Source organism: Streptomyces sp. NPDC006529 (genome assembly GCF_040611795.1).
Taxonomy (GTDB): domain Bacteria; phylum Actinomycetota; class Actinomycetes; order Streptomycetales; family Streptomycetaceae; genus Streptomyces.
In genome coordinates this window covers 1-18,816 of the sequence record NZ_JBEXPB010000004.1, presented here as the reverse complement: position 1 = coordinate 18,816, position 18,816 = coordinate 1, and the positions used below count along the sequence as shown (strand labels likewise).

At 71.4% G+C, this 18,816-nt stretch carries 16 protein-coding genes; 8 read left to right on the top strand and 8 right to left on the bottom strand.

What is annotated here, in order from left to right:
- Window positions 1-114: 114 nt before the first annotated feature.
- Entirely contained in the window at window positions 115-1,677 is a 1,563-nt protein-coding gene (locus tag ABZY31_RS04970; RefSeq protein WP_356404909.1) for a sensor histidine kinase, read from the top strand.
- A complete protein-coding gene (locus ABZY31_RS04965; protein WP_356404907.1) occupies window positions 1,674-2,303 on the top strand; it encodes a response regulator transcription factor in 630 nt (209 codons plus the stop codon). Before ABZY31_RS04970 ends, ABZY31_RS04965 begins: the two co-directional genes overlap by 4 nt.
- Before the next feature lie 12 nt (window positions 2,304-2,315).
- Here the strand turns inward: ABZY31_RS04965 and ABZY31_RS04960 are convergent, their stop codons facing one another.
- On the bottom strand, window positions 2,316-3,803 hold the full coding sequence (locus tag ABZY31_RS04960; protein WP_356404905.1) for a PLP-dependent aminotransferase family protein: 1,488 nt from the start codon (window positions 3,801-3,803) through the stop codon (window positions 2,316-2,318).
- Window positions 3,804-4,196: 393 nt separating this feature from the next.
- Between ABZY31_RS04960 and ABZY31_RS04955 the strand changes: the two genes are divergently transcribed.
- The 3 genes from ABZY31_RS04955 to ABZY31_RS04945 all read left to right on the top strand — a co-directional run bounded on the left by ABZY31_RS04955 (window position 4,197) and on the right by ABZY31_RS04945 (window position 8,158).
- A complete protein-coding gene (locus tag ABZY31_RS04955; protein WP_356405281.1) occupies window positions 4,197-4,766 on the top strand; it encodes a nucleotidyltransferase family protein in 570 nt (189 codons plus the stop codon).
- 250 nt (window positions 4,767-5,016) lie between these two features.
- The gene (aceB, locus tag ABZY31_RS04950) at window positions 5,017-6,636 is read left to right on the top strand and encodes a malate synthase A (protein ID WP_356404903.1); all 1,620 of its coding nucleotides are present in this window, start codon (window positions 5,017-5,019) and stop codon (window positions 6,634-6,636) included.
- Between the two features lie 328 nt (window positions 6,637-6,964).
- On the top strand, window positions 6,965-8,158 hold the full coding sequence (locus tag ABZY31_RS04945) for a hypothetical protein (RefSeq protein WP_356404901.1): 1,194 nt from the start codon (window positions 6,965-6,967) through the stop codon (window positions 8,156-8,158).
- A gap of 98 nt (window positions 8,159-8,256) precedes the next feature.
- Here ABZY31_RS04945 and ABZY31_RS04940 read toward each other — a convergent pair whose 3' ends face one another.
- From ABZY31_RS04940 to ABZY31_RS04910, 7 genes are all read right to left on the bottom strand, one after another.
- Window positions 8,257-9,648: a nucleobase:cation symporter-2 family protein gene (locus tag ABZY31_RS04940; RefSeq protein WP_356404899.1), complete on the bottom strand. Its 1,392-nt coding sequence runs from the start codon at window positions 9,646-9,648 to the stop codon at window positions 8,257-8,259.
- A 388-nt stretch (window positions 9,649-10,036) separates the two neighbouring features.
- A complete protein-coding gene (locus ABZY31_RS04935; RefSeq protein ID WP_356404897.1) occupies window positions 10,037-11,434 on the bottom strand; it encodes an 8-oxoguanine deaminase in 1,398 nt (465 codons plus the stop codon).
- A 187-nt stretch (window positions 11,435-11,621) separates the two neighbouring features.
- Window positions 11,622-12,545 carry a factor-independent urate hydroxylase gene (gene pucL / locus ABZY31_RS04930; protein WP_356404895.1) on the bottom strand — a complete coding sequence of 308 codons (924 nt, stop codon included), beginning with the start codon at window positions 12,543-12,545 and terminating at the stop codon, window positions 11,622-11,624.
- A 2-nt stretch (window positions 12,546-12,547) separates the two neighbouring features.
- Window positions 12,548-12,952 (bottom strand): hydroxyisourate hydrolase, encoded by a 405-nt coding sequence (uraH, locus tag ABZY31_RS04925; protein ID WP_356404893.1) that lies wholly within the window; start codon window positions 12,950-12,952, stop codon window positions 12,548-12,550.
- Window positions 12,949-13,461, bottom strand: coding sequence for a 2-oxo-4-hydroxy-4-carboxy-5-ureidoimidazoline decarboxylase (gene uraD, locus ABZY31_RS04920; RefSeq protein WP_356404892.1), 513 nt, complete (start codon window positions 13,459-13,461; stop codon window positions 12,949-12,951). The genes uraH and uraD overlap by 4 nt, the downstream gene beginning before the upstream one ends.
- Window positions 13,462-13,612: 151 nt before the next feature.
- The gene (locus ABZY31_RS04915) at window positions 13,613-14,011 is read right to left on the bottom strand and encodes a helix-turn-helix domain-containing protein (protein WP_356404890.1); all 399 of its coding nucleotides are present in this window, start codon (window positions 14,009-14,011) and stop codon (window positions 13,613-13,615) included.
- Window positions 14,008-14,259 (bottom strand): hypothetical protein, encoded by a 252-nt coding sequence (locus tag ABZY31_RS04910; protein ID WP_356404888.1) that lies wholly within the window; start codon window positions 14,257-14,259, stop codon window positions 14,008-14,010. The genes ABZY31_RS04915 and ABZY31_RS04910 overlap by 4 nt, the downstream gene beginning before the upstream one ends.
- Window positions 14,260-14,442: 183 nt before the next feature.
- On the opposite strand from ABZY31_RS04910, the gene ABZY31_RS04905 reads away from it, so the two are divergent.
- The 3 genes from ABZY31_RS04905 (at window position 14,443) to ABZY31_RS04895 (ending at window position 17,963) form a co-directional block, all read left to right on the top strand.
- Window positions 14,443-15,276: a TIM barrel protein gene (locus tag ABZY31_RS04905; protein ID WP_356404886.1), complete on the top strand. Its 834-nt coding sequence runs from the start codon at window positions 14,443-14,445 to the stop codon at window positions 15,274-15,276.
- 75 nt (window positions 15,277-15,351) lie between these two features.
- Window positions 15,352-16,242, top strand: coding sequence for a 2-hydroxy-3-oxopropionate reductase (locus tag ABZY31_RS04900; protein ID WP_356404884.1), 891 nt, complete (start codon window positions 15,352-15,354; stop codon window positions 16,240-16,242).
- A 263-nt stretch (window positions 16,243-16,505) separates the two neighbouring features.
- The gene (locus ABZY31_RS04895; RefSeq protein ID WP_356404882.1) at window positions 16,506-17,963 is read left to right on the top strand and encodes a catalase; all 1,458 of its coding nucleotides are present in this window, start codon (window positions 16,506-16,508) and stop codon (window positions 17,961-17,963) included.
- The last annotated feature ends 853 nt before the right edge of the window (window positions 17,964-18,816 follow it).

Below are 18,816 nucleotides of genomic sequence, written 5' to 3'. Positions count from 1 at the left end.
GGCATCGCGCGGCGGGAGCGAACCTCGTATCGAAGGGCGGAGGCCGACATCAACCTTTTGGTTGACCGGCCGGCCGGCCGGCGCCGCGCGCGGGCGGCCTACGCTGGTCGGGCCATGGAACCCGCCCGCACCACCCGCCCTTTCCGGCCGCCGCCCTCCGCCTCGCCGCCGGGCGCGCTGTCCGGCCCTCCGGTGACTCAGGCGCCTTCATCTGGTGCGGCCGGTCCGGCCGGGACGCCCGGTCCGGCCGGGACGCCCGGTCCCGCCGGTCCGCCCGGTCCCGCCGGTCCGCCCGCCGTCCCCGGCCGGGCGCTGACGCCCGTCTCGCGGGTGCTGCGGCTGTGCCTGCACGCCCTGCTGTTCGGGCTGCTGGCGCTGGCCGCCGCGCGCGCCGTGACCGGCTCCGCGCCCGACGCCGGGTGGGTGATCACCACGTGCGCGGTGCTGGCCGCCGTGTATGTCGCGGGCGTACGGGCGCCCGTCGTGCACCGCTCACCGCGGGCCGGGGCGCTCTGGCTGGCCGGGCTCGGCGCCGCCTGGGCCGGGCTGCTGGTGGTCTCCCCCGACGGGCTGTGGATCGCCTTCCCGCTGTACTTCCTGGAGCTGCACCTGCTCCGGCTGCGCTGGGGGGTCGCGGCGGTCGCGCTGACCGCCTGCGCGGCGATCGGCGGCTTCCTGGCCCACGGCAGCGCGGTGAGCCCCGGGGCGTTCCTGGGGCCGCTGCTGGGCGGCGCCGTGGCGGTGGCGACCGTACTCGGCTACCAGGCGCTGTACCGGGAGAGCGAGCGGCGCCGCCGGCTGATCGAGGAGCTGATCACCACCCGCGCCGAACTGGCCGCCGCCGAGCGGGGCGCGGGCATCCTCGCCGAGCGGGAGCGCCTCGCCCGCGAGATCCACGACACCCTCGCCCAGGGCCTCTCCTCCATCCAGCTGCTGCTCCGCGCCGCGGAGCGGGCGCTCGGCGACGGAAGCCGCGGCGAGGGCTCCCGGCCGCTCGGCGCGGACGGGGCGCCCGACCAGAACGGGACGGACGGCACCGGCGGGGCGGACGCAGCGGCCGCGGCCGACGGCCCCCACCCGGCCGGCGACGGCAGGTCCGCGGCGCTCGCGCACATCGCCCGGGCCCGGGAGGCCGCGCAGGAGAATCTGGCGGAGGCCCGGCGGTTCGTACGGGCATTGAGCCCGCCCGATCTGGAGCACGGCTCGCTCGCCGCCGCCCTGGAGCGGCTGTGCGTCGGCGCCCCGGGCGTGCGGGCGCGGTTCTCACTCAGCGGGCGCCCGGCCGTACTGCCCACCCCGTACGAGGTGGCACTGCTGCGGATCGCCCAGTCCGCGCTGGCCAACGTGGTCCGGCACGCGGGCGCCGGGCGCGCGGAGATCACCCTGACCTTCATGGACGCCTCCGTGACCCTGGACGTCGTGGACGACGGCCGGGGCTTCGATCCCGCGGCGGTCCGCCCGGCCGGGCGTGCGGAGGCGGCCGCGGACGGGCGCGGCGACCGGCCCGGTGACGGGGCCTCCGGGGACACGGACGGGTGCGACGGCGGCGGCTTCGGGCTGCCCGCGATGCGCTCGCGCGCCGAGACCCTCGGCGGCCTCTTCACCGTGGAGTCCGCGCCCGGCCAGGGCACCGCCGTGGCCGTCACCCTGCCCCTTCCCGTGGAGGCCTCCCGATGACCATCCGGCTGCTGCTCGCCGACGACCACCCGGTGGTCCGGGCCGGGCTGCGCGCGGTCCTGGACACCGAGCCCGGATTCGCCGTCGTCGCGGAGGCGGCGACCGCCGAGCGGGCAGTCGAACTGGCCGCCTCGGAGCCGGTGGACGTGGTGCTGATGGACCTCCAGTTCGGCGCCGGAATGCACGGCTCCGAGGCCACGGCCCTGATCACGGCCCGGCCCGGCTCCCCGCGCGTGCTGGTCCTGACGACGTACGACACCGACGCGGACATCCTCGCCGCGGTCGAGGCGGGGGCCTCCGGCTACCTGCTCAAGGACGCGCCTCCGGAGGAGCTCGCCTCGGCGGTACGGACGGCCGCGGCGGGCCAGTCGGCGCTCGCGCCCGCGGTGGCGCTGCGCCTGATGGACCGGATGCGGACCCCGGCCGAGGCGCTCACCAAGCGCGAGCTGGAGGTGCTCCAGCTGGTCGCCGACGGGCTGTCCAACCAGCAGATCTCCAAGAAGCTCTTCCTCAGCCAGGCCACCGTGAAGTCCCATCTGGTGCACGTCTACGCGAAGCTCGGGGTCGATTCGCGGACCTCGGCCGTCGCGGCGGCGGGCGCGCGGCGGCTCATCCGCACCCCCTGACGGGCAGGGCCCCTACGCCACCCAGTGCGGTCGCTCCACCGCGGGCGCCAGCGGCACGCCGTCGTGGAAGGCCGCGGCGAGGCGGCGCACGCCCTCGTCGAGCAGCTCGGCGGGGAGCGTGTACGGGATGCGCAGCCGGTGTTCGAAGGTCCCCGGGTCCACCCCGAAGCGGGCGCCGCGGCCGATGTGCACCCCGCCGGCCCGGGCGCGGTCGGCGAGGGCGGAACTGACCGGTTCGCCGAGGTCCACCCAGAGCGAGAGGCCGCCGGGCGGCACCTGCCAGGACCACTCGGGCGCGTGCCGCCGGAGCGAGCCGGTCAGCGCGGCCCGGCGCTCCCGCAGCTCCGCGAGCCGCACGGGCAGCGACCGGTCGAGCCCCGCCAGCAGGGGCAGCGCGACGAGCTGGTCGAGCACGGACCCGGTCATGTCGGCGCAGACGCGTGCGGTCGTCAGCTCGGCGATCATCTTGCCGGTGGCGCGGATCCAGCCGACCCGGAGCCCTCCCCAGTGCGTCTTGCTCAGCGAGCCGATGGTGACCACGTGGTCGGCGCCGCCGCGCGGCGCGAGCGAGGCCAGGGGCGGTGGCGCGGGCACGTCGAGGGCGATGTCGGCGATGGTCTCGTCGACGACCAGCCAGGTGCCGGTGCGGCGGGTGGCGGCCAGCAGCCGCAGCCGCTGCTCCTCGGGCATGAGGGCGCCCGTCGGGTTCTGGAAGTCCGGTATGACGTAGGCCAGGCGCGGCACGGTCTGGCGCAGCGTGGACTCGGCGATCTCCATGTCCCACCCGGCGTCGGAGACGGCGATGGAGGCGGTGCGCAGCCCCGCGCGGCGCAGCGCGTCGAGGGCGTTGGCGTAGGTCGGGTTCTCGGTGACCACCCGGTCTCCGGGGCGGCAGAGCAGGCTGGTGACCAGCGTGAAGGCCTGCTGGGCGCCCGAGGTGACCAGGATCTGTTCGGGCCGGGTGGGCAGGCCGCGCCGGGTGAAGCGGTCGGCGACGGCCGCGCGCAGGTCGGGCAGGCCGAAGGGGTGGTAGCCGGGGGTGCGGGCGAGGGCGGGCAGCCGGGGAGCCGCCCAGGCCAGGGCCTCGGCGAGGCTGCCGTCGGGCGCGCCCATGGCGGCGATGGCCAGGTCGATGCCGGGCTCGCCGTCGGCGCTGTAGCCGCCGGTCCCGAGGAGCGCGTGGGCGCCGACCGGGGCGTGTCCGTCGGGCAGTTCGGTCCAGGTGCCGGAGCCGCGGCGGCTGCGGACGTATCCGCTCTCGCGCAGCAGGTCGTAGGCGCTGGAGACGGTGGCCCGGCTGGCGCCGACGGCCTCGGCGAAATCGCGCTCGGCTGGGAGGCGCACGTGCAGGGCGATCCGGCCGTCGAGGATCAGGGTGCGGACGGCCTCGGCGAGGCCGCGGTAGCCGGGGCGGGCGCGGACGTCCGCGGGCAGCAGGGCGGCGAGCTGGCGGCTGCCTATGGCCCTGTCCGCCGTGTGGACCACTCGCTCGTTCGCCATGCCAACCTCCCCTGATTGGCTCTGCCTGCCAGGCCAATCGAGGTCCAGACTGACCGTATTGGACCCCGATTGGCAAGGACGTGAGGAAAAGATGCTGACCGACCGAGACGAACGAGCGCTGGCTCGGGCCGCCGAGAACCGGATCGCGGTTCCGCTGCGGGTGGGTGGCGCCGCGGCCCGGATCCGGCGGGCGCTGGCGTCCGTACCGGCCCTCCTGCGGTCGGCCCGGCCGGGTACGGGGAGAGAATCGGGGGCATGGCAGACACCCCGGCCGCCGCGTCGGCCCCGCCCGACCCCGCAGCCGACACCGCTCGGGTCGGCCCCGCACGCGTCGACTCCGCACCCGTAGGCCCCGCTCCTGGCCCGGTGACGCCCGGGGCGGGGGTCGCGGGCCTGCTGCTCGCGGCGGGCGGGGGGCGCCGGCTCGGCGGGCGGCCCAAGGCCCTGCTGCCCTACCTCGGCCGCCCGCTGATCGAGAACGCGGTCCGCGTGCTGCGCGAGGCGGGCTGCGCTCCCGTGCACGTGGTGCTGGGCGCGGCGGCGCGCGAGGTGCGCGAGCGGGCGGACCTGACCGGCTGCGTGGTGGTCGACAACCCGGACTGGGCCGAGGGCATGGGCTCGTCGCTGCGGGTCGGGCTGGCCTCGCTGGCGGGTACGGACGCAGCCGCGGCGCTGGTCTCGCTGGTGGACCAGCCGGGCATCGGCGCGGCGGCGGTGGCCCGGGTCCGGGAGGCCTACCGCTCCCCCGCGACCCTGGCCGCGGCGGCGTACGGGGGCGAGCGCGGCCACCCGGTGCTCTTCGGCGCGGACCGGTGGGCGGACATCGCGGCGACGGCCGCCGGCGACCGGGGGGCCCGGGTCCACCTGGCGCGACACGCCGACGAGCTGATCCTGGTGGAGTGCGGGGACATTGCGGAGGCCTTCGACATCGACACGCCGCCCGACCTGGCGCGTCTCGGTTGAGCGGGGTGTGACCGCGTTGGCACCGAGGGCCACCGAACGACGGAATCTGTCGACCCGGAGAATCTCGATATCAACAAACCATTGAACTTCCACCATGAGGAAATTACTATCCACTGGTCAGAAGCGCCCTGAACCACAGACGGCGCCCGCGACCGTTTCCCGGAACTCTCTCCAGTCCGCGGCACTGCGTGCCGCATGCGCGAGCATTCCCCCGCGGCCGCCAGGCACCGCCGCTGAAGGAGTGACAGTTATGTCCGCACCAGCGCCGTCCCCGCTGGCCATCGTCGACGCCGAGCCCCTGCCCCGGCAGGACGAGGTCCTCACCGAAGCGGCCCTCGCCTTCGTGGCCGAGCTGCACCGGCGGTTCACCCCCCGCCGCGACGAACTGCTCGCCCGCCGCGCCGACCGGCGCGCCGAGATCGCCCGCACCTCCAGCCTCGACTTCCTCCCGGACACCGCACAGGTCCGCGAGGGCGACTGGAAGGTCGCGCCGGCCCCGGCCGCGCTCAACGACCGCCGCGTGGAGATCACCGGTCCCACCGACCGGAAGATGACCATCAACGCCCTGAACTCGGGCGCCAAGGTCTGGCTCGCGGACTTCGAGGACGCCTCGGCTCCCACCTGGGAGAACGTCGTCACCGGCCAGCTCAACCTGATCGACGCCTACGAGCGCCGGATCGACTTCACCGACGCGCGCACCGGCAAGGCGTACGCCCTCAAGCCCGCGGAGCAGCTCGCCACGGTGGTCATGCGCCCCCGCGGCTGGCACCTCCAGGAGCGCCACCTCCAGATCGACGGCCGCCCGGTCCCCGGCGCGCTCGTGGACTTCGGCCTCTACTTCTTCCACAACGCGCAGCGCCTGATCGACCTCGGCAAGGGCCCGTACTTCTACCTGCCGAAGACCGAGTCCCACCTGGAGGCGCGCCTCTGGAACGAGATCTTCGTCTTCGCGCAGGACTACGTCGGCATCCCGCAGGGGACCGTCCGCGCGACCGTCCTCATCGAGACGATCACCGCCGCGTACGAGATGGAGGAGATCCTCTACGAGCTGCGCGACCACGCCGCCGGCCTGAACGCGGGCCGCTGGGACTACCTCTTCTCGATCGTGAAGAACTTCCGTGACGGCGGCGAGAAGTTCGTGCTGCCGGACCGCAACGCGGTGACGATGACCGCCCCGTTCATGCGGGCGTACACCGAACTGCTGGTGCGCACCTGCCACAAGCGCGGCGCGCACGCCATCGGCGGCATGGCGGCCTTCATCCCGTCCCGCAAGGACGCCGAGATCAACAAGGTCGCCTTCGAGAAGGTCAAGGCCGACAAGGACCGCGAGGCGGGCGACGGCTTCGACGGCTCCTGGGTCGCCCACCCGGACCTGGTCCCGATCGCGATGGCCTCCTTCGACGCGGTGCTCGGCGAGAAGCCGAACCAGAAGGACCGGCTGCGCGAGGACGTCTCGGTGGCGCCCGGCGAGCTGATCGCGATCGACTCCCTGGACGCGAAGCCGACGTACGAGGGCCTGCGCAACGCCGTCCAGGTCGGCATCCGGTACATCGAGGCGTGGCTGCGCGGCCTGGGCGCCGTCGGCATCTTCGGCCTGATGGAGGACGCCGCCACGGCCGAGATCTCGCGCTCGCAGATCTGGCAGTGGATCAACGCGGGCGTCGTCTTCGAGGACGGCACCCTGGCCACGGCCGACCTGGCCCGCGAGGTCGCCGCCGCCGAACTCGCCGCGATCCGCGCCGAGGTCGGCGAGGAAGCGTTCGCGAACGGCAAGTGGCAGCAGGCCCACGACCTGCTCCTGCAGGTCTCCCTCGACGCGGACTACGCCGACTTCCTGACCCTCCCGGCGTACGACCAGCTCACCGGCTGACCCACCCGCCCCACCAGCCCGCTCCGCCCCGCCCCTCGGCTGAACTCGCACAGCAGCCGAAGCGCCGCAGGCGCCGCAGGCAGCGAAAGGTCCGGCCCGGTACCTCCCCAGGTACCGGGCCGGACCTTTCGCGTTTCCGGACGCCGGCGACCAGCGGGGACCGAACGTACGGTCGGGCGTTACGTCATCGTAATCTGCGGCTACCTAGCGGTAACAACGTGCCGCGTGTCACCTTTCCGGTTGCCACCGGCCGGCGGTACCCCCACCAACGCAGCCATGCACCGGAGTCGTGCGCGACTTCGGCGTGGCCGACCGCAGGAGTTCCGCAGTGATCGGATTCCGCACCGTCAGCAAGAAGAACCGGACCCGCAGTCGTGTGCGACGACTCGCCGGGGCCGGTCTGGTCCTTCCGCTCGCCGTCAGCGCCCTGCTGGCGGGCGGGGCCGGTACCGCGGCCGCCGGCCCGGGCAACGGACCCACCGCCGTGGTCTCCCTGGGCGACAGCTACATCTCCGGTGAGGGCGGCCGCTGGAAGGGCAACAGCCTGACCAACAGCGGCAGTCGCACCGGCACCGACCGCGCCTGGACCACCGGCAGCAGCTACGACCCGTCGAAGGTGTACGGCGCCACCGCGGGCGGGTGCGACCGATCGGACTCGGCCGAGGTCCGCAGCGCGGGGGCGGTCGCCGACGTGGCGGTCAACCTGGCCTGCTCCGGCGCCGTCACGGACAACGTGTTCCGCGCCTCCAACGGCGGCGTGCCCTTCAAGGGCGAGGCCCCGCAGGCCGATCAGCTCGCCGGGGTTGCCGCGGCGAACGACGTCAAGGTCATCGCGCTGTCCGTGGGCGGCAACGACCTCGGCTTCGCCGACATCATCCAGGAGTGCGCGTACGACTTCGTGCTCTGGGGCTCCTACTGCTACGACGATCAGCAGGCGGTCGTCGACCAGAAGATGGACGCGGTCATGGCGAAGGTCGGCAAGTCCGTCGACGAGGTCCGCGCCGTGATGCGCGGCGCCGGTTACGCCGACTCCGCGTACCGGATCGTGCTGCAGTCCTACCCTTCGCCGATCCCGCGCGGCGCGGAGAACCGCTACCCGCAGAGCGACTGGAGCCGCGTGAACACCGGCGGCTGCCCCTTCTGGAACAAGGACTCGGACTGGGCGCGGGACTCGCTCGTGCCGCAGATCGCGAACCGTCTGAAGGCCGTCGCCGCCGCCAAGGGCACGCAGTTCCTGGACCTGCGGGACATGATGCAGGGCCGGGAGGTCTGCGCCAGGGCGAGCAAGCTGGTGACCACGGCGTCGCCCGCGTCGGCGAAGACGAGCGAGTGGGCGCGCTGGATCGACAGCAGCCAGACCCAGGGGCCCATCCAGGAGGACATGCACCCGAACTACTTCGGCCAACTCGCCGCCGGCCGCTGCCTTTCCCTGGTCCTGTCCCAGCCCGCGGCCACCGCCTTCGGCTGCCGCAACACCGCGGGCGGCGACCAGAGCGGGATGTACCTGACCCCGGCGCCGTAAGCCCTCGCACGCCCAGGTGGGCCGTACGCGCACACGCGCATACGGCGGTGCGCACGCCACACCCGCAGTGGGTGGCGTGCGCACCGCCGTACGGCCGTTCAGTGCGCCGGGACCGCTTCCGGGGCGGTGGCCGGGGCCACGCCCTTGCGGCTGCCCAGGTGGTTGAAGGCCAGATTGAGCACGATGGCCACCACGCAGCCCGTGCTGATGCCGGAGTCGAGGACGACGAGCAGGTCCTTCGGGAAGGCGTGGTAGAAGGTCGGCGCGGCGATCGGGATCAGGCCGATCCCGAGGGAAGCGGCGACGATCAGCGCGTTCTCGCCCTTCTCCATGGCGGCGCCCGCCAGGGTCTGGATGCCGCTGGCCGCGACCGATCCGAAGAGGACGATGCCCGCGCCACCGAGCACCGGCAGCGGGACCAGCGCGATGACGGAGGCCGCCATCGGGCACAGGCCGAGCAGGATCAGGATGCCGCCGCCGGCCGCGACGACGAACCGGCTGCGCACCTTCGTCATGGCGACCAGCCCGATGTTCTGGGCGAAGGCGCTGCACATGAAGCCGTTGAAGAGCGGGCTGATGGCGCTGCCGAGGGTGTCGGCGCGCAGACCGCCCTCGATGGTCCTCGCGTCCGCCGGGCGGCCGACTATCTTGCCCAGCGCCAGGATGTCGGCGGTGGACTCGGTCATGCAGACCAGCATGACGATGCACATCGAGATGATGGCGGCGACCTGGAACTGCGGCGCCCCGAAGTGGAAGGGGGACGGGAAGCCGACCACGTCCGCGCTCTTGATGGGGCCGAAGTCGGTCATGCCCAGCGGGATCGCGAGGAGCGTGCCGGCGACCAGGCCGAGCAGGATGGCGATCTGCTGGAGGAAGCCGCGCAGGAACTTGCGCATCAGCAGGACGATGACCAGGGTGACCGCGGCCATCCCGATGTTCTTCATCGATCCGTAGTCGGTCGCGGTGCGGTTGCCGCCCTGGGACCAGTTGAAGGCCACGGGCAGGAGCGAGACGCCGATGAGGGTGATCACCGTACCGGTGACGACCGGCGGGAAGAAGCGGACCAGTTTGCCGAAGTAGGGGGCCGCGAAGAAGCCCACCAGACCGGCGACCATGATCGCGCCGAAGATGACGGGGATGGCGTCCGCGCCCTCGCCCTTGCCTATCGCGATCATCGGGGTCACACCGGCGAAGGAGACGCCGTTGACGAAGGGGAGCCGGGCGCCGATCTTCCAGAACCCGAGGGTCTGGAGGAGGGTGGCGAGTCCCGCGGTGAAGAGCGAGGCGCCCATCAGGAACGCGGTCTCGGTCGGGGAGAGTCCGACGGCCGGCCCGACGATCATGGGCGGTGCGACCACGCCGGCGTACATGGCCGCCACGTGCTGGAGACCGCTGGTGAACATTTTCAGCGGAGGCAGGGTCTCGTCGACCGGGTGCTTCTCCTGCGGTACTGCGACTGCGTCTTTGCGAAACCTGGGCGTTGCGGCCACGGCTTCCTCCGGTCGGGTAACACGTCGGCAGGGACGTGGGTGTCTTGGAGGTGGTGCGAAAGCTGTGCGAGTCGAGCCTTGGAAACGGTGTTCGGTTGTGGGGTGTGCCTGTGGGTGCTCATGGGGGCAGGCGACGAGGTGGAGGAACGATTCGCCCGAGTCGTTCTCCGGGAAGTCGTGGGGCAGCGAGAGCTGGAGGTGCCGTGGCAGTGGCGCGGGGGCACGTGCCGTGGAGCCGGTGGCACGAGTCACCGTCCCCGGGGGCGCCGTAGGAACGCGGCACCGCCCGGGACCGGCTGCCGCGGACCCCGCTCGGGTCCGCGGCGACCGGTCGGGGGCCGTCCCCCCCGACCGGACTCCGTGGGATCAGGCCTGCACGGCCGGATCGCTAGGACTGCAGTCGCGCGAGGCGCTGCGCCTCTTCCCGGGTGGACACCGCGATGGCGTCCTCGTCCGCGAAGAGCAGTCGGTTGTTCTCGACGATCTGCTTGCCGTTGACCAGCGACAGGGTCACCGGGGCCGCGGCGCCGAAGACCAGGGCGGTCACCGGGTCGGCGATCGAGGAGTGGGCCAGCGTGCTCAGGTTCCACATCACCAGGTCGGCGCACTTGCCGACCTCCAGCGAACCGATGTTGTCGGCGCGGCCGAGCACCTGGGCGCCGCCGTACGTACCGAGGCGCAGGGCCTGGCGCGCATTGAGGGCGCGCTCGCGGTGGACGGGGTTGAGGCGGTTGATGAGCAGCGCGTTGCGCAGCTCGGTGTGCAGCTCGCCCGACTCGTTGGAGGCGGTGCCGTCCACGCCGAGGCCGACCGGGACGCCGGCGGCGAGCATGTCGGGGACGCGGGCGATGCCCGCGGCGAGGCGCGCGTTGGAGGACGGGCAGTGCGCCACACCGGTCTTGGTACGGGCGAAGGCGGCGATGTCGGAGTCGTTCATGTGGACGCTGTGCGCCATCCACACGTCCTCACCGAGCCAGCCGGTCGACTCGAAGTAGTCGGTCGGGCCCATGCCGAACAGTTCCTTGCAGAACTGCTCCTCCTCGACGGTCTCCGAGCCGTGCGTGTGCATGCGCACGCCGAGGCGGCGGGCCAGCTCGGCGCCCTGCTTCAGCAGCTCGGTCGAAACCGAGAAGGGGGAGCACGGCGCGACGGCGACCTGGGTCATCGCGTCGAAGGAGTGGTCGTGGTGCTTCTTGACGGTCGCCTCGGTGTCGGCGAGCGCGCCTTCGAGGGTCTCGACCGCGTGGTCCGGCGGCAGACCGCCGTCCTTCTCGCTGCGGTCCATCGAGCCGCGGGCGAGGGTGAAGCGGACGCCCATCTCGGACGCGGCGCGGATGATCGAGCCGGAGAGGTCGCCGGAGCCCTTGGGGAAGACGTAGTGGTGGTCCATCGCGGTGGTCACACCACCCTTGGCCATCATCGCCAGCGAACCCTGGGCGGCCGTGTACGTCATCTGCTCGTCGATGCGCGCCCAGGTCGGGTACAGCGCGACGAGCCAGTTGAAGAGGTTGTGGTCGGTGGCCAGACCGCGCGTGATCCACTGGTAGAAGTGGTGGTGCGTGTTGACCAGACCGGGGGTCACGAGGTGCCCGGTGCCGTCGATCCGACGGACGACGTTCAGGAGGTTCTCGGGGGCCCTGCCCGCGCCGATGGACTCGATCCTGTTGCCGGCGACGACGACGTGACCCGAGGCGTACTCGGTGTCGTTCGCGTCGACGGTCGCAATCGCACAGTTCTCGATGACGATGCGCTCTACCGCGCCGTCAATGGCTGCCGATGCTGCCATGGGACTTCCTCGTGCTTTCAGTGGCGGTACGGGCACGGCAAAGCCCAGGGTTTTGAGTGCCGGAGCCGGAGGCCTTGACAGCTGACAGTACTGCCGCCCCGTGTGGTGCGTCCGGGTGCCGATTCAGGAAGTTGGAGAGTGTCGCGGTCCCGGGGCCACTGCGGAGCCCCGGGACGCGCGTGCCGCGTCAGAGGTTGGTCATGTCCACGGGGATGCGGGCGTCGACGCCGTCCCGCAGGACCGTCGCCTCGATCAGCCCGTACGGGCGGTCAGCGGCGAAGTAGACCTCGTTGTCGTTCTTGAGGCCGAAGGGCTCCAGGTCGACGAGGAAGTGGTGCTTGTTCGGGAGCGAGAAGCGGACCTCGTCGATCTCCGAACGGTGGTTGATGATGCGCGAACCCATCTGGTAGAGGGTCTGCTGCAGCGACAGGGAGTAGGTCTCCGCGAAGGCCTGCAGCATGTGCTTGCGGGTCTCGGCGTAGGACTTCTCCCAGTTGGGCATCCGCTGCTCGTCGTCCGACCAGTTGAAGCGCCAGCGGGCCGAGACCTGGGTGGCCAGGATCCGGTCGTAGGCTTCCTTGAGGGTCGTGTACTTGTCCTTCACGTAACCCCAGAACTCGGAGTTCGTGGAGTTCATGACGACCAGGTCCTTGAGGCCGGAGATGACCTCCCAGTTCTGGCCGTCGTACGTGATCTGGGTGACCCGGGTCTCCTGGCCCTCGCGGACGAAGGAGTGGTTCACCTCGTCGGAGCCGATGAACTTGGAGTTGGCGTCCGAGGTGGCGATCCGGGACCAGGAGTACTCCTCGATCCGGATCCGGGCCTTCTGGATCGGCTCCTGGCTGGTGACGAACCAGCGCGCCAGGTGGATGCCGAACTGCTCGGCGGACTCGATGCCGTACTCCTTGGCGAAGGCGTACACCGTGTTCTTGGTGGTGTCCGTCGGAAGGACGTTCGCGTTCGAGCCGGAGTAGTGCACGTCGTCCATGTCGCCGGAGAGGGCGACCGAGACGTTCAGGTCCTTGATGTGGTGGGTGTCGCCGTCCCGCGTGATCTTGACGACGCGGTTCTCTGCCTTGCCGTACTGGTTCTGGCCCAGAATCGTGGCCATGACTAGCTCCCTCGGTAAACGGAGTAGCCGAACGGGTTGAGCAGCAGCGGTACGTGGTAGTGCTCGCCCGGGTTGACCGCGAACGTGATGGTCACCTCGGGGAAGAACGCACCGCTGTCCCTTACGCGGGGGGCGTCCTGCTGCGCCTCGGCTTGCTTGTGTGCACTGTGCTTGTTCGAGAAGTACGTCTCGGTCTCGAAATCGAGCCGTACGTGGGTGGTGCCCTCCGGCAGAGCCGGCAGGTCCTTGCAGCGGCCGTCCGCGTCGGTGGCGGAGCCGCCCAGGGCGGCCCACGCGCCGTCGAGGCCCGTACGGGCCGACAGGGCGATGGCCACGCCTTCGGCGGGGCGGCCGATGCTCGTGTCCAGGATGTGCGTGGACACGGAAGCGGTGGTGTCGGTGCTCATGCGCTCTCTTCCTCCACGAGGCGGGTCAGACGGATCCGGTTGATCTTGACCAGCTCGCCGCGGGCGATCTCCCGCTCCTGCTCCGGCGAGTTGCCGATCCGGGTCTTGACCGCGTCCCGCATGAACTCACCGGTCGCACCGGTGGCGCAGATGAGGAAGACGTGACCGAACTTCTCCTGGTAGGCCAGGTTCAGTTCGAGCAGCTCGGCCTTCAGCTCTTCGGAAGCGCCGGCCATCCCCCGCTGTTCGCGGGCGGAGGTCGGGTCACCGGGCTTCGGCCGGCCGATCGGCGCGTGGCCCCCCATGGCCTCGCCCAGGTCCTCGGCGGTCAGCTCCGCCATGGCGGATTCGTTGGCCGAGAAGAGGGAGTCGACGGTGGAGAAGGGGCGCTGGGCGAGCAGTTTGCCCACCCAGGCCGAGCTGGCGCACACCTCGTGCAGCTCAGCCGTGGCCGCGCTGTCGTCCAAGGTGTTGATCCGGGAGAGACCCGGGGTCGGACTCGAAGTCACGGTAGGCCTCCGTGGCCTTGTTGCTTAACGGGCTGGGCATAGCTAACGCCCTCGACAACACCGCGTCAACACTTTGTTGAAACTTCCCGTACACAAAAGCCGCCGCCCGGATGAATAGGGCGGCGGCTCGTCACCGTGGGTCAGGCGGCGTTCACTCCGGGGTCGGCTTGGCGGCCCCCCGGGGAGGGTTCGACTCCCTGTTCAAGTAGTTGTAGACCGTGAAGCGGCTGACCCCGAGGGCCCCCGCGACCGTCTCCACGCCGTGCCGGACCGAGAAGGCGCCGCGCGCCTCGAGTATCCGGACCACGTCCTGCTTGGTCTTTCGGTCCAGCTGCGCCAGCGGCACGCCGTGCCGGCGCTCCAGCGCCGCCAGGATGTGGTCCAGGGAGTCGGACAGCTGCGGCAGCCGTACGGCGAGCACGTCCTTGCCCTCCCAGGAGAGGACGACGTCGTCGGGCTGGGCCAGGGCGGGGTCCATCAGCTCGCCGCCCATCGCGTCCACGAGCGGCTTGACCGCGGCGACGAACGGGTGATCACGGGGCTCGGTCACGGGGTGTCCTCCCCGATCACATTGACCTGGAGGGACACGCGGGTGGCCCCGGCGCCCAGCGCGTCGCGCAGCAACGCGGTGACCGCGTCCAGCACGGCGGCCGATTCGCCCTCGGCGGTGTTGCCGAAGGGGCCGACGTCCACCGCGTCCAGCCGGGCCCGCCGCATGACCTCGCGAGCGGCCACGGCATGGTCGGGGGCCTCTTCGAGGTCGAAGGGCTCGGTCGTGAACTCCACTCTCAATCGCACGCGGTCAAGCTACCCGGCAGCCGGGGGCGGCGCGACAGCGCCTCCGTCCCGCGGGCGCACGGCGGGCGCCGCGGGCGAACGGGACTTTCCGGCGGTGCGCACTTGACAAGTACGCCGCCCTGCTTGCAGTCTTCCATCAGGCAGAAAACAACTTCCGCAATACGGAAGGAGCGCACACCCCTCATGGGATACACGGACCAGCGCTTCGATGTGAACCTCTCGATCCTCTTCACGGAACTCCCGCTCCTGGAGCGTCCCGCGGCTGCCGCCGCGGCCGGCTTCACGGCGGTCGAGCTGTGGTGGCCCTGGATCGAAACCCCCACTCCCGCCCAGTCCGAGCTGGACGCCCTCAAGAAGGCCCTCGAGGACGCCGGCACGCAGCTGGTGGGCCTGAACTTCTACGCCGGCCAGCTGCCCGGGCCGGACCGCGGCGCGGTCTCCGTGCCCGGAGAGGAGTCGGACCGCTTCAACGCCAACATCGACGTGGCGGCGGACTTCGCCGCCTCGGTCGGCTGCAAGGCGCTGAACGCCCTCTACGGCAACCGCGTCGAGGGCGTGGACCCGGCCGTCCAGGACGAGCTGGCCCTGAAGAACCTGGTCGTGGCGGCCCGCGCCGCCGACCGGGTCGGGGCGATCCTGCTGATCGAGACCCTGAACAAGCCCGAGTCGCCGCTCTACCCGCTGGTGAGCGCGCCGGCCGGCATCGAGGTCGTGGACAAGGTGAACGAGGCCACCGGCCTCGGCAACGCCAAGTTCCTGCTCGACCTGTACCACCTGGCGATGAACGATGAGGACCTCTCCGAGGTCATCGAAAAGTACGCCGCCAAGACCGGCCACGTCCAGATCGCCGACAAGCCCGGGCGCGGCGCCCCCGGCACCGGCGAGCTGCCCCTGGAGGGGCTGCTGGACCAGCTGAAGAAGGCCGGATACGAGGGCTACGTAGGCCTCGAGTACAAGGCCGCCGACGCCGCCGCGTCCTTCGCGTGGCTGCCCGCCGAGGCGCGCGCAGCGCGCTAGGCGGACGAAGTCCAGGCGATCGGCCAGGCACGCCCCACACTTTTCGTACGAAGCATTAAGAGAAGGACCCTCATCATGAGCACCCTCCCCAAGATCGCCTGGATCGGCCTCGGAATCATGGGCTCCCCCATGGCCGAGAACCTCCTGAAGGCCGGCTACAAGGTCACCGGCTTCACGCTGGAGCAGGACAAGCTGGACCGCCTGGCGGCCGCCGGCGGCAATGCGGCCGGCTCGATCGCCGAGGCCGTCAAGGACGCCGACGTCGTCATCACGATGGTGCCCGCCTCCCCGCAGGTCGAGGCCATCGCCTACGGCGAGAACGGCATCCTCGAGAACGCCAAGTCCGGCGCGCTGGTCATCGACATGTCGTCGATCACCCCGCAGACCTCGATCGACCTGGCGAAGAACGCCGCCGAGAAGGGCATCCGCGTCATCGACGCGCCCGTCTCCGGTGGCGAGGCCGGTGCCATCGAGGCCGTCCTGTCGATCATGGTCGGCGGCGAGCAGGCCGACTTCGACGAGGCGCTCCCGATCCTGGAGGCCCTCGGCAAGACCATCGTGCTCTGCGGCCCGCACGGCTCCGGCCAGACGGTCAAGGCCGCGAACCAGCTCATCGTCGCGGTGAACATCCAGGCGTGCGCCGAGGCGGTCGTCTTCCTCGAGAAGTCCGGCGTGAACCTCCAGGCCGCCCTGGACGTCCTCAACGGCGGTCTGGCCGGCTCCACGGTCCTGACCCGCAAGAAGGACAACTTCCTGAACCGCGACTTCAAGCCCGGCTTCCGGATCGACCTGCACCACAAGGACATGGGCATCGTCACCGACGCCGCCCGCAACGTCGGTGCGGCCCTTCCGGTCGGCGCGGTCGTCGCCCAGCTGGTCGCCTCGCTGCGCGCCCAGGGTGACGGCGGCCTGGATCACTCCGCCCTGCTGCGCGCGGTCGAGCGCCTCTCCGGCGCGCAGATCTGAGCCGGCGGCCCGCACGCCGGGCCGCCGCTCCGCTCCCCCACCGGGAGCCCCGAGTTTCCGGATGGTGCCGGCGCTGACACCTGTCCTGTCGCGCCCAGGCGTCGGCACCGTCCGGATCACCACTCCCCGGGCCGCCCGGCCCCGGACCCTCTCTCTTCATCTTTCTTCAACAAACTGTTGACGGTAAGTTCGAGCCGAACCTAGGCTCACCTCCGCATGACGGAAGACCCTTTCCGCCAGCAGTTCCCGTACGGAAGGTCACCATGTCGAAGCGCACGCTGACGACCGAGTCCGGCGCCCCGGTCGCCGACAACCAGAACTCCGCCACCGCCGGCGTCGGTGGCCCGCTCCTGATCCAGGACCAGCAGCTCCTGGAGAAGCTCGCCCGCTTCAACCGCGAGCGCATCCCGGAGCGCGTGGTGCACGCCCGCGGCAGCGCCGCCTACGGCCACTTCGAGGTGACGGACGACGTCACGGCGTACACCAGCGCGGCGTTCCTGAACACGGTCGGCAAGAAGACCGAGACCTTCCTGCGGTTCTCCACCGTGGCCGACTCGCTCGGCGGCGCGGACGCCGTGCGCGACCCCCGCGGTTTCGCGCTGAAGTTCTACACCGAAGAGGGCAACTACGACCTCGTCGGCAACAACACCCCGGTGTTCTTCATCAAGGACCCGATCAAGTTCCCCGACTTCATCCACTCCCAGAAGCGCGACCCCTTCACGGGCAAGCAGGAGCCGGACAACGTCTGGGACTTCTGGGCGCACGCCCCCGAGGCGACGCACCAGATCACCTGGCTGATGGGTGACCGCGGCATCCCGGCGTCCTACCGCCACATGAACGGCTACGGCTCCCACACCTACCAGTGGACCAACGCCCAGGGCGAGGCCTTCTTCGTCAAGTACCACTTCAAGACGAACCAGGGCATCCGCTGCCTCTCCGCCGAGCAGGCCGCCGAGCTGGTCGGCAAGGACGCCAACTCGCACCAGACCGACCTGCTCCAGGCGATCGAGCGCGGCGTGCACCCGAGCTGGACCCTCTACGTCCAGATCATGCCCGCCGCCGAGGCCGCGGACTACCGCTTCAACCCGTTCGACCTCACCAAGGTGTGGCCGCACGCCGACTACCCGCTGCAGCGCGTGGGCCGCCTTGTCCTCGACCGCAACCCGGACAACGTCTTCGCCGAGGTCGAGCAGTCGGCGTTCTCCCCGAACAACTTCGTCCCGGGCATCACCGCCTCGCCGGACAAGATGCTCCAGGGCCGCCTCTTCGCGTACGCCGACGCCCAGCGCTACCGCCTCGGTGTGAACCACACCCTGCTGCCGGTCAACGCCCCGAAGGCGACGCAGGCCCAGAACTACGGCCGCGACGGCGTGATGGCGCTGCGCAACGGCTCGCGCCACGACAAGAACTACGAGCCCAACTCGTACCAGGGTCCGGCCGAGACCGGTCTGGCGCTCGGCGCTCCGCTCGCGGTCAGCGGCCACACGGGCACGCACGAGGCCCCGGCGCACACCAAGGACGACGACTTCTTCCAGGCCGGTGAGCTGTACCGCCTGATGTCCGAGGACGCCAAGCAGCGTCTGGTGGCGAACATCGCCGGCGGCCTCTCGCAGGTCACCCTCGAGCACGTCATCGAGAAGAACCTGGCTCACTTCCACGCCGCCGACGCCGACTACGGCAAGCGCGTCGAGGAGGCCGTTCGCGCCCTGCGCGAAGGCTAGGAGCCCCCGAGCTGCGTCCGGAATGTGACGGGAGGTCAGATTCCGGACGCTCGGCCCGCACCGTGGACCCGGATGAGGGGTGGTACGCGGTGAGGGCAGGACGAGGACCGCGGTGGTGTCGAGCCAGTGCGGTGGTAAAGGCCCAGCGGCTTGTCTCTTGACCTGAGGGAGACGAAGCCAAGGTGTCCTGTCGCCACCACCGCGGTCCCAGCCTCTTCCTGCACGACCTCCCACCCGTGCAGGGGCCGCGCACAGCGCCCCCCTGTACCCAAGACCCCGCCCGGCGGGTGCGAACGTCCTGTCGCGCCAGCCTCGTCCCGTCGGGCGGTCACACACCAGAGCGCCGCGTCACGGACGGTCCCGTGACGCGGCGCTTTGTCGTGTCCGGCGTCCACGGCCGGTACGTCGACGACGCCCGGGGCGGGGCGGTCAGGAGCGGGGCGCCCCGGGGCCGGCCGTACGGACGAGGCCTCCCGCAGCGCCCTTCCTGCGGCTCCCGCCGCTCCTGCCCGCGAAGCCCATGGGACGGCGTCCGGGCGCGCCTTGAGCGGTTGCCTGGTGGTGGAGCGGGCCCCGGCACTGCCCACCGCCACCGGCACCGGCACCGGCACCGGTACGGGGGACGTGGAGCCGGGGGCCGCGGCCCGAGGAGGGCGTGCGGGGGCCCGTACCAGACACCGGACGCGGGAAGGCCCCCGTCCCTCCTTGGCGGTTTCTAGGGGTCGTCGCAACACGTGGTCGTATGGATCAGGCTGCGGGCAGTTTATGCAGGCGCTCGGCTGGGGTTTCCCAGCCGAGCGTTTTGCGTGGGCGGCCGTTGAGTTGGGCAGCGACGGTGTCGAGGTGGTCGCGG